The sequence below is a fragment of the Flavobacterium agri genome (assembly GCF_013401995.1).
GTDB classification, from domain to species: Bacteria; Bacteroidota; Bacteroidia; order Flavobacteriales; family Flavobacteriaceae; genus Flavobacterium; species Flavobacterium agri.
Genome location: NZ_JACBJI010000001.1, coordinates 709,827 through 725,474 on the forward strand (window position 1 = coordinate 709,827; position 15,648 = coordinate 725,474).

Consider the following 15,648-nt stretch of genomic DNA (forward strand, 5'->3'; position numbering starts at 1 on the left):
TTATTCGGTCAAATATCGACTAAATATAACACATCCGTTCACATCGCCAAAACCGAAACTGGCCTTGGCCAAATAGTCAATCTGTTTTTCAATGAGTTGCGTCGGAATTTTTTCTGAGGACACCAATTCGGATATTTCCGGATGCAGGTCTTCGCAATTCGAATTCGGGAATACGAAACCGTGTTTCACCTGAAGTACGGCGGCCACGCTCTCTACGCTTCCGGCTCCCGACAAGCAATGCCCTACTGTTGATTTCAATGAGTTTATGTACGGAAAATCGTCGCCTTTCCTATCCAAAGCTTTTGTCCAGTTCTCGATTTCGAGGCTGTCTTTTGAAGTTGCCGTGAGATGTCCGTTGATCGCATCGATGTCTTTTCCTTCGATTCCCGCGTTTTTGAGCGCGTCCGAAATGCATTTTTGAACTGCAATAGGATTCGGTGCCGTCATCGAGCCTTCACCTCTTTGTCCGCCCGAGTTGACGTTTCCGCCCAAAACCTCGGCATAAATCAGTGCGCCTCTTTCGAGAGCCGAATCCAAATCTTCAAGCAAAAGTGCGCCTGCGCCTGCGCCCGGAACGAAACCTGAAGCCGTCGCGCTCATCGGACGCGAACCTTTTTCGGGATCGTCATTGTGTTTGAACGTACACACGCGCATCGCGTCGAAACCGCCCCAAATGTAAGGACCCGAATCGCTCGTGCTTCCGGCGAGCATGCGTTTCGCCTGACCTGAAACGATTCGGTCGTACGCCATCAGGATCGCTTCCGCGCCCGTCGTACAAGCCGATGAGTTCGTGGTGACGATATTTCCGAGCGCCAATTTTCCGCCTAGGTAAGCACTCACGCCACTGACCATGGTTTGCGCAACGGCCGTGCTTCCTAATCGGCGAACGTTTTTGTCGTCGATCTTATAGATGCTTTCGCGGAATTTGCCGATACCGGAAGTTCCAGATCCGAAAATCGTTCCTGAATCGAAATCGGTTTCTTCGGGATTTGAAGGCAAGTTGGCGTCTTTCCAGGCTTGCATTCCGGCAATTACGCCGTATAGGATACCATCCGCATCGAAATTGCGCAGTTCGAGTTCGGTGAAATATTGTTTTTTTATTTCGTCCGTGATTTGCGGTTTGGCCGAAATCTGACACGAGAATTGAAGATCGGCCAATTGCTCGTCGAATCGTATGCCCGATTTTCCCGAACGGATGGCGTCGAGGAATTCAGCGATACCGATCCCGTTCGGCGCACAAACGCCCAATCCGGTTATGACGACTCTTTTTTTCATTATTTGTTGGTTATGATGCCCGATATCGTGCCGCTGCAAACGATTTCATCTTTGGCGTTGCGCATTTCGACCACGCATTTGAGTTTGCCGAAACGGAAATATTTCTTACTTGAAGTTACGACGACTTTTTCGTTCGGAAAAACAGGTTTTAAAAATTCTATTTCACTGGAAGTTAATGCTATTGTCGTTTGTTTATTAAAGTCATCATCCAACAAATAGATTCCAAGGCTAACCACACCGATCTGCGCCATGGTTTCTATCAAAATCACACCCGGAGTAATCGGATTGTCGCGAAAATGCCCTTTGTAGAAATCGAGATCAGCATCAAAAAAGAAAGTGCCTTTTGCGCCATTTTCGTTCACGTCGAGCAACTCATCCACAAACAAGAATGGTTTGGAATACGGCAGTCTTTCGAGTATTTGCTGATTGGTGATCATTGCAAGTGTTCTCCTCCGTTTACGGGAATTATCGTCCCATTTATCCAAGCCGATTCGTCTTTGTTCATCAGATAAACCACATTCGCGACATCTTCGGGTGCAGTCAATCGCTTGAACGGATTTCTTGAAATTGAATGTTTGACCAAATCCTCATTTCCGGGAATCATGCGCAAAGCCGCCGTATCGGTAACGCCTGCCTGAATACAGTTCGACCGGATACCGTGAGGCGCAAATTCTAACGCGATACTTCGTGAAATGGCTTCCAGTGCAGCTTTCGCCGAAGAGACCGCGGCGTAATGCTTCCAAGCTTTTGTGCTCCCTTCGCTTGTGAAAGCCAGGATTCGAGCGTCCGCAGCGAACAATCCCGCGTTAAAAAGCAGTTTCGTCCATTCGTAAAGACTTGCGGCCATCGCATCGAAAGTGGTACGGAAATCGTCCGAAGAAAGACTGTCTAATCCATCCATCGCTTTCAGGTTTCCTTTGGCGATGCTATGCAGCAAACAACGCACTTTTCCTTCGCCCATCGCATTTTTGAGTTTGGAAAGGATTTCGAGTTGTTTATCGGAATTTAACGCGTCGGCATTGAATTCGAGAAATTCCACACCCGTTTTGCGGATTTGGTAGAAATTGGTTTCGAGCATTTCCTTTTCGGAACGCGGACTGCGGTAAATCACGCATACGTTCATGCCGTGTTCGGCCAGTTTTTTAGCCGAAGCGAAACCCAATCCGCTGCTGCCGCCCAAAACGACGGCCCAATATCCCGTAGCAGAGAAGTCACCCATCAAAAACGCAGCAAGATCCTTTGGGCCGAAAATCCGGGACCGAAACTCAGCATAAGACCGGTCTCGCCTTTTTTGGGATTTTCGTCCATAATTTCCTCAAGCACGTACAACACGGTCGCGCTCGACATATTGCCGTAATTGCGCAAGATCGCTTTGGTCATGTCGATGTTCTTGCCCAATCCGGCGAAAAGCTCCTCGACGGTCTGGATGATCTTTCGTCCGCCGGGATGGAAAATAAGGTGGTCGATATCTTCGATGCGCAATCCGTTTTTTTCAAGGAACGGATGTACGATTTTAGGAAAGTGGGCCGCGATCGTCTCGGGAACTTCGACATCCAAAACCATCTGGAGACCCGAATTGGTCAGCTTGAAGCCCATCATGTGTTCGTTGTCGTAAAAGTGGTACATCTCTTCGGCTACGACTTCGGGACCTTCGTCATTTTCATCGGAAGAAAGCAGCACACAAGCCGCCCCGTCACCGAAAATAGCGGCACTGACCACGTTCGGCATCGAATAATCATTCAATTGGAAAGTAGCCGTGGGGCTTTCGACCGCAATCACCGCCGCGCGTTTACCAGGATTCGCCTTCAGGAAATTCTTCGCGTAAATGATGCCCGAAACGCCGGCCGCGCAGCCCATTTCGGTAACGGGCAAGCGCACGATGTCCTGGCGCAATCCGACAAGATTGATCAGGTACGCATCCAAAGACGGAATCATGATGCCCGTACAGCTCACGGTAATGATATAATCGAGCGCGAGCGGATCCCAAGCCGCTTTGAGCAAGGCTTTACGCAAGACTTTTTCGCCAAGGTCGATGACTTCGCGCGTATAGATATCGTTCTTTTCCTCGAAAGAAGTAGCCGTGAACACATCGGTCGGTTCCATGATGGAATACCGTTTGTCTACGGCCGCGCCCTCGAAAATCTTCTTGACTTTCCGAACGAAACGGTCGTCCTGACCATCGAGCCATCCGTCGAGGAAATCGATGATTTCGGGAGTTTCTTTGCTATAATTCGGTAATTCTTTGGCTACTGCCTTGATTTTTACACTCATAAAGTAGAAATGATCCATTGGTAGCGGAACGCCCACTTCCATCGGATACTGTATTTTTCAAAGTTCAATTTACGGGAAAAATTGCGCAATTCGCTCTTTTTGAACCCGCGAAGTATAGAAATAAGCCCGTCGTTGGTAGGCATCGCGCCCAATCCGAAAACATAGCACACCAACTGGAAAAGACGGTATGCGATGGCCGAACGATGTAAGTCGTTGATTACGATTCCGATAGCCGATTGCTTGCGGAATTTCTTGAGCAGGCTGATGATTTGGGAATCCGAAAAATGATGTAGCGTGAGCGTGCAGATGACGATATCGCATTGGTTTTTTTCGAAATCGGGATGGAAGATGTTCTGGCAGGAATACGAAATGTCGGGATAATGCAGCGACATTTTTCGCGCATACGAAATCGTGTCTTCGTTAGCGTCGATGCCCGACAGTTTGAATTTACGTCCGGTTTGGTCTCCAAAATCGGCAAGGTCGCGCAGCATGTCGCCGTTTCCGCAACCGACGTCGACGATACGGATTTCCTGTTCCATCGGGATTTTTTTGATCAATTGTTTTACGCCTTCAAGCGTTAGGCTGTTGCCTCCGAGCTTTCGGTTCAATCCCGCTATTTTGTCGAGAGTGTCGCGAAGTTGCTCGCCTTTCATGTCGAGGTCGTCCATGATTTCGGGCAAATCACTGCGATAGGTTGTGTCTACTGTAAGGTTCATGCTGCAATCTTCAAAGGTTTTCCGTGGGTCATTCTGATAATTTGAGGCAGTAAAGACGGGAACAGCGACAACGTCCTGAGCAAAAGCCGGGAAACACCTTGTTTTTGTAGGATCGCCGCAAGTAACCGCCCTGTTTTCAATCGTTTTTTGAAATTATAATTCCATATATCGGCATAATTTTCTTCCATTTTTTGACGTGAAACGCCCGATTCTAGATAATCGTTCACGCATTCGCTGGCCAATTTGGCACTGTGGATCGCCATCGCCATACCGTTTCCGCACAGCGGATGGATCAATCCTGCCGTATCGCCAATCATGAGGATATGGTTTTCTACGGGTTCTTTTTTAGCGAACGAAACCTGGCTGATCGTCACCGGTTGTTCGAGCAAAGGCACAAAATTGTCGAAAAGTTCGCTAAGATGCGGATTCGCGCAAACCACCGCCGATTCGTATTCTTCTATGTTCTTGTATTTTTTGAACGACTCGAAATCGGCCAGATAACACACGTTTATGGCGCCGTTTTCGACTTTGGATACACCGCAGTAACCGCCGTCGAAATTGTGCAATCCGACGAGATCATCAGGGTAATCGCCCGAATAATGCATCTTTACGGCCAACCATGGTGATTTTTCGTGTATGAAATCGCGGTCCAATTTCTGGTCGAGCCCCGATCTTTTGCCGAAAGCTCCAAGCACTACACTCGCACTCAATTGTTGTCCGTTGGAAAGCACGACCGAAAAACAATTGGCTTCCGCATCGAACAAAATATTCGAAACCGAATCGCGTATCATGCGACATCCGTTCCGCAACGCCGTTTTATACAGCGTATTATCGAGCGCGTAACGGCTTATCCCTATTCCGCCGAGTGGCAAATCGCACTGGATCTGCTTGCCGTCGACGGTAGAAAAAACGGCCTTTTTTATATGAACGGGACCGATTTCGTTCAAATCGACATCGAGCCAATCGAGATACGGCATCACCTCGTTCGAGATGTATTCGCCGCACACTTTATGTTTTGGGTATTCCTGTTTTTCGACCAAGGTCACCTCGTTTCCGGTTTTGGAAAGATGAATGGCTGCGGTAAGCCCGGCGAGCCCGCCTCCGACGATGATGACGCGATTGTTTACCATAGCCGCAATTTACCAAATAGGCTGTTGATGGATTTGTAAATGAATTCGATTTTCTTACACGATTTACAGAAACCGATTCTATTTTATGCCAGTTCTAAAAAAATAAAATGACCGCAAATAAGCGGAAAAACCTACCCAATTGCGGTCAAATCTTTACTCTTTCTCGATCATTCGATTCTTCCCGATTTGATTTCCTCGACGATCTCCGGATTGAGCAACGTCGTCGTATCTCCGAAATTGCTGAAATCTCCCTCGGCTATCTTGCGCAAAATACGCCTCATGATCTTACCCGAACGCGTTTTGGGAAGACCGGACACGAACTGGATCTTATCGAGTTTGGCGATCGGCCCGATTTGGTCGGAAATGAGCTTATTGATTTCGTTCCTGAGGTTTTTCTGGTCGCGTGTCTCTCCGTGTTCCTTAAGGATGATGTAGCCGTAAAGCGCGTTTCCTTTGATGTCGTGCGGAAATCCTACGATAGCGCTTTCCGCAACCGCCTGGTGTTCGTTGATCGCGTCTTCGATCGGAGCGGTTCCGAGATTGTGGCCCGAAACGATGACGACGTCGTCTACGCGTCCGGTGATGCGGTAGTAGCCGACTTCATCGCGAAGCGCGCCGTCTCCCGTAAAATATTTACCCGGAAATGTAGAGAAATACGTGTCTTTATAACGTTGGTGATCACCCCAGATCGTACGTGCGATCGCGGGCCAAGGGAATTTTATGCACAGGCTTCCGACGACTTGGTTGCCTTCGATCTCGTTTCGTTTTTCATCCATCAAAACCGGTTGGATTCCCGGCAACGGAAGTGTCGCATAGGTTGGTTTTGTCGGAGTTACGAAAGGAACGGGTGAAATCATGATGCCGCCGGTTTCGGTCTGCCACCAGGTATCGACAAGCGGGCAGCGCTTTCCTCCTACGTGGTCGTTATACCAATTCCACGCTTCTTCGTTGATCGGTTCTCCGACCGAGCCGATTACTTTGAGCGATTTCAACGGATAGCCTTGCACGTAATCGATACTTTCTTTTGCAAGCGAACGGATTGCCGTCGGAGCGGTATAAAACTGGTTGACTTTGTGCTTTTCGATGACTTCCCAAAAACGGCTGAAATCGGGATACGACGGAACGCCTTCAAAAATCACGGTCGTCGCGCCGTTCAAAAGCGGTCCGTATAAAATATACGAATGGCCCGTAATCCAACCGATATCGGCCGTGCACCAATACACGTCGTTTTCTTCGTAAGCGAAAATATTCTTGAACGTATAAGCCGTGTAGACCATATAACCAGCGGTCGTGTGCAGCATTCCTTTGGGTTTTCCGGTTGATCCCGATGTGTACAGGATGAACAACGGATCTTCGGCATCCATGATTTCGGCGACGTTGTTGTCTGAAGCTTCGTCGAGCAAAGGCTGCAGCCACATGTCACGGCCATAGGTCATGTTCACCTCTTCGCCCGTGCGCTTCACGACCAATACTTTGTGGACCGTCGGGCAGTGTTGCAACGCCTCGTCAATGATACTTTTTAGGTGTACGGTCTTGTCGCCGCGAAATCCGCCATCGGAAGTGATGACCATATAACATTCGCAATCGTTGATACGCGTCGCGACGGCCGAAGCCGAAAATCCGGCGAAAACCACCGAATGGATCGCCCCTATTCTCGCACACGCCAATACGGCGACGGCCAATTCGGGAATCATCGGCAAGTAAATGCACACGCGATCGCCTTTCTTGACGCCTTGTTCGCGCAAAACGTTGGCCATTTTACATACGCGTTGGTGCAGCTCGTTATACGTGATGTGTTGGGCTTCTTCGTTCGGGTCGTTGGGTTCGAAAATGATCGCGGTCTTGTTGCCTCGTCGCGCCAAATGACGGTCGACACAGTTCTTGACGATGTTGACCTTGGCGTTCACGAACCATTTTACGTCGGCTTCGCCCATGTCGAAATCGATGACCTTGTCCCACATTTGGTACCAGGTGAAGTTCTCTTCGGCAATCTTGCCCCAGAATTTGCGCGGCTCGCGGATGGATTTGTTGTAATGTTTGAAGTATTGTTCCAGAGAGGAAATGCGGTAATAGCTCATTGATCTTAAAGTTGGTACTCACAAATTTAAGCATCCGCGGGTTTCGGCACTAACAAATGCGCGCCAAATGCGTCATAATTTTCGGTTGTCGTATTCGCCTTTGAGCGCGTACCATCCGAAAATCGCCAATCCGGCCACGATCAAAGGCGTGAGCACGAAAAGGATGATGATTCCGAACACGAGGTCTTCCTGTTTTCCCGTCGACAATTTGGGCAATCCGAAGTTGAAAATGCCGAAATAGGCAGCGGCGAGCGCCAATCCTATCCAAACGATGCCGAGTATTTTTTTGAGTGCGTCCATATCAGTCGTGTTGCGTGGTGTCTTTTTTGGTGAGGTAAATGAGTCCTATCGTGAAACTTATAGAAGCGATGATGATCGGATACCACAAGCCTTCGAGGTAAAATTCCACGTCTGCGGCTTCTTTGGCGTTCGTCACGAGATAAGTCGAAATCGCGGGAAGCAATCCGCCGAAAATCCCGTTGCCGACGTGATACGGAAGCGACATCGACGTATACCTGATCTTAAGCGGGAACATCTCGACGAGAAAAGCCGCGATCGGTCCGTAGACCATAGTGACGAAAATGACTTGAATCCAAACCAGAAAAACCAATGTCCATTTATCGGATTCGTTTGCGGTAACCGTCGCTTTGCTTTCCTTGAATTCGCCTCGTCCGAGAGGTTGGGATTCATCGAAATGATAAGTCGTTTTTACTGAAGCGGCAGTTCCGTCGGTATATCCTGTAGAAGAAACGAAATACACTTCGCCTTTTTCGAGATTCATTCCAGCCGGTAAACCATCGGTCTCGGTGCGCGTCTTGCTTGCGAGATCGACCGTTTGATACATCGTCTTATAAATAGGTCGATATAACAAAATGGCTAACAACATTCCCGTCAACATGATCGTTTTGCGTCCGATCTTGTCGCTTAACCATCCGAAAACCACAAAAAACGGCGTTCCGAGCAATAAGGCGATCCCGAGCAACGCATCGACCTGGTTAGACTCGATGTTCATCACGGTCTTGAGGAAACTCATCGCGTAAAATTGTCCCGTGTACCAGACCACGCCTTGCCCCATCGTGGCTCCGAAAAGCGCGAGCAGCACGAATTTGAGGTTGTATTTGTTGCCGAAACTTTCCTTTAGCGGATTCGTACTCGTCTTTCCCTCGGCCTTTGCTTTTGAAAACGCGGGCGATTCGTGCATTTTTTTACGGATTTGATACGACACGAGTACCATGAGGATCGAAATCCAGAACGGAACGCGCCAGCCCCATTCGTCAAACGCTTCGGGAGAAAGCACCGTTTTGGTGGCCAGGATCACGACGAGCGAAACGAAAAGGCCGACGGTTGCGGTAGTTTGTATCCACGACGTCCAATAACCGCGTTGGTCTTTGGGAGCATGTTCGGCCACATAGGTCGCGGCGCCTCCGTATTCGCCTCCGAGCGCCAAGCCTTGCAGCAATCGCAGCAACAGCACCAAAATCGGAGCGGTATACCCAATGGTCTCGAAACTCGGCACGCATCCTATAAGGAATGTCGCGCCGCCCATGAGCAGCAACGTGACCATGAACGTATATTTGCGTCCGATCAGATCGCCCAACCTGCCAAAGAACAGCGCACCGAACGGTCGCACGACGAAACCGGCTGCAAATGTGGCGAGTGTCGATAAAAAGGCTGCTGTCGGATTGTCGGACGGGAAGAATTTGGTCGAAATCACGACGGCAAGGCTTCCGAAAATATAGAAATCATACCATTCGATCAAAGTACCCATCGATGAAGCCGAAATGACTTTCCAGATACCGCGCGTAGATTTGTCCCTCATAATTAGTTGGTTTGGTTCCTAAATTTAGAAAAAAATTCCACAGTCGATAATTTCTTTGCCGATTGCGGAAAAAATCGAAAAAATAAAGCCCGATTTTTATTTAATTTGTGAAAACAACCAACCAACATGCAATTCGATCCCGAAACGCTCGACCAATCGGCCGTTTACAAACTGCTTACCGGATCGGTAATCCCGCGTCCTATCGGATGGATTTCGAGCATTAGCGAAGACGGAATCAACAACCTCGCCCCTTTCTCGTTTTTCAACGCCATCGGCGAAGACCCGCCGCACGTGATGTTTTCGACCGTGCGCGGAGGCGACAAAAACAAGGACACGCTTAACAACGTGCTCGCCACGAAACAGTTCGTCGTGAACATGGTCACCGAGGAAACCGTCGAGAAAATGAACCTCACGGCCTCGATCGTGCCACATGACACAGACGAATTCGTATTGGCCGGACTTACGCCGATCGCTTCACAAAAAGTAAAACCGTTCCGCGTAGCCGAAAGCCCGATCCACTTCGAGTGTGAACTCGTGCATCATTTTGCGCTCGAGAACCATAAATACGGTGGTGCGGTGATGATGGTCGGAAAAATCGTGATGATGCATTTCGACGACAACGTATTACTCGACAACCATAAGATCAACCTTGAGACGTATCGACCTGTGGCCAGGCTTGCCGGCGCGAACTATGCGAAATTGGGCGAGATTTTTACGATAAAAAGGTTGTGATTGACTTGGATTCTTTAAACAAGACCTCAAAGGTTTTGAAAACCTTTGAGGTCTCGAATAAACAATAAACAAAAAATGAAAATAACGGTAATCGGCGGCGGACCAGGCGGCCTCTACTTTTCCATCCTGCTCAAAAAAGCGCTTCCGCAGACGCAAATCGATATTTACGAACGCAACAAAGCCGATGACGCTTTCGGTTTTGGTGTGGTTTTTTCGGATGAAACGTTGAGCGAATTCCTATCGCGCGATCCAAAATCATACGAACTCATCCGAACGAATTTCGCATATTGGGACGAACTCGACGTAGCGCGCGACGGCGAAATCGTACGAATCACGGGCAACGGTTTCTGCGGCTGTTCACGCAAAACATTGCTTCAATTGTTGCAACAACGCTGCAACGAAGAAGGCGTCAATTTGCATTTCGAAGCCAATGTTTCGGATCTGTCGCAATTTTCGGATTCCGACTACATCATAGCCGCAGACGGCATCAACAGCCAAATCCGTGAACAGTTCGCTTCGGAATTCGGCACGAAAATAAAACTGCAGCGCAACAAATTCGTGTGGCTCGGCTCGACCAAACCGCTCAATGCGTTCACGTATTTTTTCCGTTCAACGGATTTCGGCGCATTTGTCGCCCATACCTACCAATACGAACAAGGCAAAAGCACCTGGATTTTCGAATGCACGCCCGAAACCTGGGAAAAAGCGGGGTTCGTGACCGAAGACGAAGCAGGTACGATCGCCAAACTTTCGGAGATTTTCAAAGAGGAACTCGACGGCCACGGTTTGATTTCGAACCGATCCCATTGGCGTCAATTCCCAACAATCACCAACGAAAAATGGCACCACGATAACATGGTTTTGCTCGGTGATGCCAAAGCGACGGCCCACTACTCTATCGGTTCGGGAACCAAACTCGCGATGGAATGCGCGATAGGCCTAGCCGATTCGATCATAAAATTCGGACCTGACAAGCAAAATGCGTTTGCACATTACGAATCGACAAGAAGAAACCGCGTTGAGCAAATCCAGCACGCTGCGGGCGTTTCCCTCGATTGGTTCGAGCATATGGACCGCCACATGCAACACGACTTCTACCAATTTGCTTTCGGGGTCATGACGCGAGCCAAAAAGGTCACGTTCGAGAATTTGCAGCTGCGCGATCCGTCGTTCACCCAAAAAGTATTGACCGAGTTCAATTGTGCAATCGGGAATTTCAAAGTAAGCGTTCCTGCGGCTTTTACCGGATTCGACCTTCGCGGCATGCATCTCAAAAACCGAATCGCGATGTCGGCTATGAGCCAATATTCAGCCGAAAACGGATTGGTTTCCGATTGGCATCTGGTACATTATGGCTCTCGTGCCACAGGCGGCGTCGGGCTTATCATTACCGAGATCACATCGGTTTCCGAAGAAGGACGGATTACTTTAGGTGACGCCGGAATTTACAATGAAGAACAGACACTTGCGTGGAAAAAAATAGTTGATTTTATCCATCGCAACAGCAAATCGAAAATAGGAATACAACTTGGCCATTGCGGTCGAAAGGGTTCGGTCAAGCTACCGCAAAACGGACAATTCACCGTGCCTTTGGAAAACAACGGCTGGGACATCATGTCGGCCTCGGCAATTCCGTTCAACGATATCATGCCGACACCTCGCGAAATGACCGTTTCGGACATGCACAAAGTTACGGCCGAATTCGTAAACGCCGCCGTAAATGCCGACGAAGCCGGTTTCGACATGATCGAATTACAAGCGCATCACGGCTTTTTGATCGCGTCTTTCCTGTCGCCTCTGACGAATATCCGAACCGACGAATATGGCGGAAGCATCGAAAACAGATTGCGTTTCCCACTAGAAGTATTTACGGCCATGCGAGAAGTTTTCAACGCCGACAAACCCATGTCGGTGCGACTTACCGCTTGCGATTGGGCCGAAAACGGAATTACCGACGACGAAGTCCTGATCATCGCCCAAGCTTTTAAAGAAGCCGGCGCGGACGTGATCGACGTTTCTTCGGGAAATACGGTTTCCCATCAAAAGCCCGAAGTCGGCAGGATGTGGATGACGCCTTTTTCGGACGCGATCCGCAACACGGTCCACATTCCGACGATTACGGCCGGTTTCATCCAGGATATCGACCAGATCAACACGATTCTTTTGAACGGAAGAGCCGATCTCGTCGCGCTCGGGAAACCCTTGTTGCTCGACCCGAATTTTGTGCGTCATGCTCAGGCTTACGAGCAATTCCAGCCCGACGACATTCCGAACCAATATACGTTGGCCACGAATTCGTTGTTCCAGTTCAAAAAATCGGAGCGAAAGGAAAAAGAAGGCATGAAGAAAGCGCTCAAACCCGAATCCCACAAAAAAACCAAATAAACCCAACACGGATTCGCGGCATTCGTGCAATTCGTGGCTAAAACAAAAAGGTATGGCTTACCTCGATCATTTCGCCCAAAACCATCTTCCTCCAAAAGAATTGATGGCCGACATCATCCTTGACGATCCCGATTTCCGATTCCCGGACGAACTCAATTGCGTCGATTACCTACTCGACCGCCACATCCGCGAAGGGAATGTCGACAAGATTGCGATACACACTTTTGACGGCAACTGGACATTCGGGCAGCTTTTCGAAAAGGCGAACCAGATTGCCCATGTACTCACAAATGATTTGGATTTCGTTTCGGGCAACCGTGTCATGATCCGTTCGGCGAACAACCCGATGTTCGTGGCTTGCTGGTTCGGGATTCTCAAAGCCGGCGGAATCGTCGTGGCCACGATGCCGCTTTTGCGCGAAAAGGAGCTTACCGTGATGTGCGACAGCGCCGAAATCTCACATGTGTTCTGCGATGCGCGGCTGCTCGAGGAAATGATCGCTGTGAAATCGGATTTTTTGAAAAAGATCTGCGCGTTTGACGGAACCGGAAACAATCCATCGGAATTGGAGCGTCTGATGCACGACAAACCGACATCTTTCGACAATTTCAATACGGCTTCGACCGACATCAGCCTTATCGGATTCACTTCGGGAACGACCGGAAAGCCCAAGATGACGTCGCATTACCACAAGGACGTACTCTTGATTTGCGAGGCGTTCCCTAAATATTCGCTTCAACCGACGCCCGACGATATTTTTACGGGAAGTCCGCCGCTCGGGTTTACTTTCGGGCTTGGCGGCATGGTGTTGTTCCCGTTTTATTTCGGGGCATCGACTTTTTTGATCGAGAAAGCGTCTCCCGATATGTTGCTCAAAGCCATTTCGGAACACAAAATCACGATCTGTTTTACCGCTCCGACGGCGTATCGCGTGCTTACGACGCTTGTCAGTGATTTCGACATATCGTCGCTGCGCAAATGCGTTTCGGCCGGGGAAACCTTGCCTTTAAAAGTCTGGAACGATTGGCACGAAGCAACAGGACTCAAAATCATTGACGGTATCGGATCGACCGAAATCCTGCACATTTTCATCTCGTCTTCCGAAGAAAACATGAAACCCGGCGCTACCGGATTGGCCGTACGCGGATACGAAGCGAAAATCGTCGACCACCTCGGAAACGATTTGCCTTCGGGTCATGCCGGACGACTTGCGGTGCGCGGCATCACGGGTTGCAAATACCTCAATGCGCCCGACAAGCAACGCGAATACGTCGAGAACGGCTGGAACATCACCGGAGACATCTTCAAATGCGACGAAGACGGCTATTTCTGGTTTGTGGCCAGAGGTGACGACATGATCATTTCGTCGGGTTACAACATATCGGCCATCGAGGTCGAGAGCGTGTTGCTCGGCCATCCCGAAATCGCCGAATGTGCCGTCACCGCCGCACCGGACGAAGAACGCGGCATGTTGGTTTGCGCCCATGTCGTCCTTAAGGATCTGGACGCCGCCTGTGCCGAAAAAGCCAAAGAAATCCAGGAATGGTTCAAATTGGCGGCCGCACCTTATAAATACCCGAGAATCGTTAACTTTATAGACCAGCTTCCGAAGACGGAAACTGGCAAAATCCAACGTTTCAAACTCAAACAGACATCATGAGAAAAGTTTTTCTGGTTTTCACGGCAACCGCTTTGGTCCTCACTGCAATTTTGGCATACGTGAACTGGAAATTCTTGTTTCTGCTCGTTTTTTTTCTGCCGCTTATCGGTATGGGATTGTTCGATATGTACCAATCGAGACACGCGATCCGCAGGAATTTCCCGCTTGTGGGCAGATTGCGTTACCTTTTGGAATCGATCGGACCTGAAATACGTCAATATTTTGTAGAAACCGACATTGCCGGACGTCCGTTCGACCGTTTACAACGCGGTTTGGTCTACGCGCGAAGCAAAAAAGAACTCGACACGAAACCGTTCGGCACACAACTTAACGTGTACGACGAAGGTTATCAATGGATCAACCACAGCATCAAAGCCATCGCTTTTCAGGACATAGACGAAAATCCGAAAGTACAGATCGGCTCTTCACAATGTACCAAGCCTTATATGGCAAGCCTTTTCAACATCAGCGCGATGAGTTACGGTTCGTTGAGCCAGAACGCAATCATTGCTTTGAATTCGGGCGCCAAGCAAGGAGGGTTTTTCCACAATACGGGCGAAGGCGGGCTTTCACCCTATCACCTCGACAACGGAGGAGACGTCGTCTGGAACATCGGTACGGGCTATTTCAGCTGTCGCGACGAATACGGCAATTTCTCACCTGAACATTTCGCTGCGCGCGCCACGCTCGACAATGTCAAGATGATCGAGATCAAGTTCTCGCAAGGCGCAAAACCGGGACACGGCGGGATTCTTCCGAAAGAGAAAGTCACCGATGAAATTGCGGCAATCCGTTTGGTCAAAAAAGGAGGCGATATCATCTCTCCGCCCAAACATTCGGCTTTCAAGACGCCTTTGGAATTGATGGATTTCGTGAAAACGCTACGCCTTCTGTCTGGCGGAAAACCGATCGGCATGAAAATCTGCATCGGCAACAAATCGGAGTTCATCGCGATCTGCAAAGCCATGATCGAAACCAAGACGTATTTCGATTTCGTCACGGTAGACGGTGGCGAAGGCGGAACAGGCGCCGCTCCTATCGAATATTCCGATCATGTAGGCATGCCGTTGCGCGATGCGTTGGCCTTCGTTTACGATTGCCTCAACGGATTCGGCCTCAAAGACCAAATCAAGATCATCGCGAGCGGAAAAATCATCAGCGGATTCGACATTATCCGTGCGCTTTCGATGGGTGCCGATTTGTGTAATTCCGCACGCGGGATGATGTTCGCGCTAGGCTGTATCCAAGCTTTGCAATGTCATGCCAACACCTGTCCGACGGGCGTTGCGACCCAAGATCCGAAACTCGTAAGCGGGCTCGACCCGAATCTCAAGAGCGTACGTGTGGCCCGATACCAACACGAAACCGTCAAATCGGCTATGGAGCTTATGGCTTCGGCGGGAATCGACCATCCGGACAAGGTGGGACGCGACGTAGTGAGTATGCGCATCGACAAGACCAACATCCGCACGTTCGCCGAATTGTTTCCCGAACTCAAGCCTGGATGCATGCTGCAGCCGGAAACCGTTCCCGACAAATTTTTTTACGATTGGAAGAAGGCGTCTTCCGCAACTTTCTGAAA

13 protein-coding genes are annotated in these 15,648 nt (G+C 49.4%); 4 read left to right on the plus strand and 9 right to left on the minus strand.

What is annotated here, in order from left to right; translation table 11 throughout:
• The 9 genes from HZF10_RS03375 to HZF10_RS03415 all read right to left on the minus strand — a co-directional run bounded on the left by HZF10_RS03375 (nt 1) and on the right by HZF10_RS03415 (nt 9,289).
• Nucleotides 1-1,275: a beta-ketoacyl-[acyl-carrier-protein] synthase family protein gene (locus HZF10_RS03375; RefSeq protein WP_176004768.1), complete on the minus strand. Its 1,275-nt coding sequence runs from the start codon at nt 1,273-1,275 to the stop codon at nt 1-3.
• Nucleotides 1,275-1,709, minus strand: coding sequence for a 3-hydroxyacyl-ACP dehydratase FabZ family protein (locus HZF10_RS03380; protein WP_176004900.1), 435 nt, complete (start codon nt 1,707-1,709; stop codon nt 1,275-1,277). Before HZF10_RS03380 ends, HZF10_RS03375 begins: the two co-directional genes overlap by 1 nt.
• On the minus strand, nt 1,709-2,494 hold the full coding sequence (locus HZF10_RS03385; protein WP_176004769.1) for an enoyl-ACP reductase FabI: 786 nt from the start codon (nt 2,492-2,494) through the stop codon (nt 1,709-1,711). Before HZF10_RS03385 ends, HZF10_RS03380 begins: the two co-directional genes overlap by 1 nt.
• On the minus strand, nt 2,494-3,546 hold the full coding sequence (locus HZF10_RS03390) for a type III polyketide synthase (protein WP_176004770.1): 1,053 nt from the start codon (nt 3,544-3,546) through the stop codon (nt 2,494-2,496). The genes HZF10_RS03385 and HZF10_RS03390 overlap by 1 nt, the downstream gene beginning before the upstream one ends.
• On the minus strand, nt 3,543-4,262 hold the full coding sequence (locus HZF10_RS03395; RefSeq protein ID WP_246282457.1) for a methyltransferase domain-containing protein: 720 nt from the start codon (nt 4,260-4,262) through the stop codon (nt 3,543-3,545). Before HZF10_RS03395 ends, HZF10_RS03390 begins: the two co-directional genes overlap by 4 nt.
• On the minus strand, nt 4,259-5,392 hold the full coding sequence (locus tag HZF10_RS03400) for an NAD(P)/FAD-dependent oxidoreductase (protein WP_176004771.1): 1,134 nt from the start codon (nt 5,390-5,392) through the stop codon (nt 4,259-4,261). Before HZF10_RS03400 ends, HZF10_RS03395 begins: the two co-directional genes overlap by 4 nt.
• Before the next feature lie 167 nt (nt 5,393-5,559).
• Complete coding sequence (acs, locus tag HZF10_RS03405; protein ID WP_176004772.1) at nt 5,560-7,470, minus strand: acetate--CoA ligase; 1,911 nt, start codon at nt 7,468-7,470, stop codon at nt 5,560-5,562.
• Between the two features lie 72 nt (nt 7,471-7,542).
• Nucleotides 7,543-7,770: a DUF6814 family protein gene (locus tag HZF10_RS03410; RefSeq protein WP_176004773.1), complete on the minus strand. Its 228-nt coding sequence runs from the start codon at nt 7,768-7,770 to the stop codon at nt 7,543-7,545.
• Between the two features lies 1 nt (nt 7,771).
• The gene (locus HZF10_RS03415) at nt 7,772-9,289 is read right to left on the minus strand and encodes an MFS transporter (RefSeq protein WP_176004774.1); all 1,518 of its coding nucleotides are present in this window, start codon (nt 9,287-9,289) and stop codon (nt 7,772-7,774) included.
• A 126-nt stretch (nt 9,290-9,415) separates the two neighbouring features.
• Here HZF10_RS03415 and HZF10_RS03420 point away from each other — a divergent pair, with 126 nt between their 5' ends.
• The 4 genes from HZF10_RS03420 (at nt 9,416) to HZF10_RS03435 (ending at nt 15,646) form a co-directional block, all read left to right on the plus strand.
• Nucleotides 9,416-10,021: a flavin reductase family protein gene (locus HZF10_RS03420; protein WP_176004775.1), complete on the plus strand. Its 606-nt coding sequence runs from the start codon at nt 9,416-9,418 to the stop codon at nt 10,019-10,021.
• A gap of 75 nt (nt 10,022-10,096) precedes the next feature.
• A complete protein-coding gene (locus HZF10_RS03425) occupies nt 10,097-12,406 on the plus strand; it encodes an oxidoreductase (RefSeq protein ID WP_176004776.1) in 2,310 nt (769 codons plus the stop codon).
• A 52-nt stretch (nt 12,407-12,458) separates the two neighbouring features.
• The gene (locus tag HZF10_RS03430) at nt 12,459-14,066 is read left to right on the plus strand and encodes an AMP-binding protein (RefSeq protein WP_176004777.1); all 1,608 of its coding nucleotides are present in this window, start codon (nt 12,459-12,461) and stop codon (nt 14,064-14,066) included.
• Complete coding sequence (locus HZF10_RS03435; RefSeq protein ID WP_176004778.1) at nt 14,063-15,646, plus strand: FMN-binding glutamate synthase family protein; 1,584 nt, start codon at nt 14,063-14,065, stop codon at nt 15,644-15,646. The genes HZF10_RS03430 and HZF10_RS03435 overlap by 4 nt, the downstream gene beginning before the upstream one ends.
• The last annotated feature ends 2 nt before the right edge of the window (nt 15,647-15,648 follow it).

Excerpts from the sequence above, each read along its gene's own strand:
- HZF10_RS03395 (WP_246282457.1), bottom strand. The coding sequence starts at position 4,262 with ATGAACCTTACAGTAGACACAACCTATCGCAGTGATTTGCCCGAAATC.
- HZF10_RS03375 (WP_176004768.1), bottom strand. The coding sequence starts at position 1,275 with ATGAAAAAAAGAGTCGTCATAACCGGATTGGGCGTTTGTGCGCCGAAC.
- HZF10_RS03435 (WP_176004778.1), top strand. The coding sequence starts at position 14,063 with ATGAGAAAAGTTTTTCTGGTTTTCACGGCAACCGCTTTGGTCCTCACT.
- HZF10_RS03400 (WP_176004771.1), bottom strand. The coding sequence starts at position 5,392 with ATGGTAAACAATCGCGTCATCATCGTCGGAGGCGGGCTCGCCGGGCTT.
- HZF10_RS03385 (WP_176004769.1), bottom strand. The coding sequence starts at position 2,494 with ATGGGTGACTTCTCTGCTACGGGATATTGGGCCGTCGTTTTGGGCGGC.
- HZF10_RS03410 (WP_176004773.1), bottom strand. The coding sequence starts at position 7,770 with ATGGACGCACTCAAAAAAATACTCGGCATCGTTTGGATAGGATTGGCG.
- HZF10_RS03390 (WP_176004770.1), bottom strand. The coding sequence starts at position 3,546 with ATGAGTGTAAAAATCAAGGCAGTAGCCAAAGAATTACCGAATTATAGC.
- HZF10_RS03430 (WP_176004777.1), top strand. The coding sequence starts at position 12,459 with ATGGCTTACCTCGATCATTTCGCCCAAAACCATCTTCCTCCAAAAGAA.
- HZF10_RS03420 (WP_176004775.1), top strand. The coding sequence starts at position 9,416 with ATGCAATTCGATCCCGAAACGCTCGACCAATCGGCCGTTTACAAACTG.
- HZF10_RS03415 (WP_176004774.1), bottom strand. The coding sequence starts at position 9,289 with ATGAGGGACAAATCTACGCGCGGTATCTGGAAAGTCATTTCGGCTTCA.
- HZF10_RS03425 (WP_176004776.1), top strand. The coding sequence starts at position 10,097 with ATGAAAATAACGGTAATCGGCGGCGGACCAGGCGGCCTCTACTTTTCC.
- acs (WP_176004772.1), bottom strand. The coding sequence starts at position 7,470 with ATGAGCTATTACCGCATTTCCTCTCTGGAACAATACTTCAAACATTAC.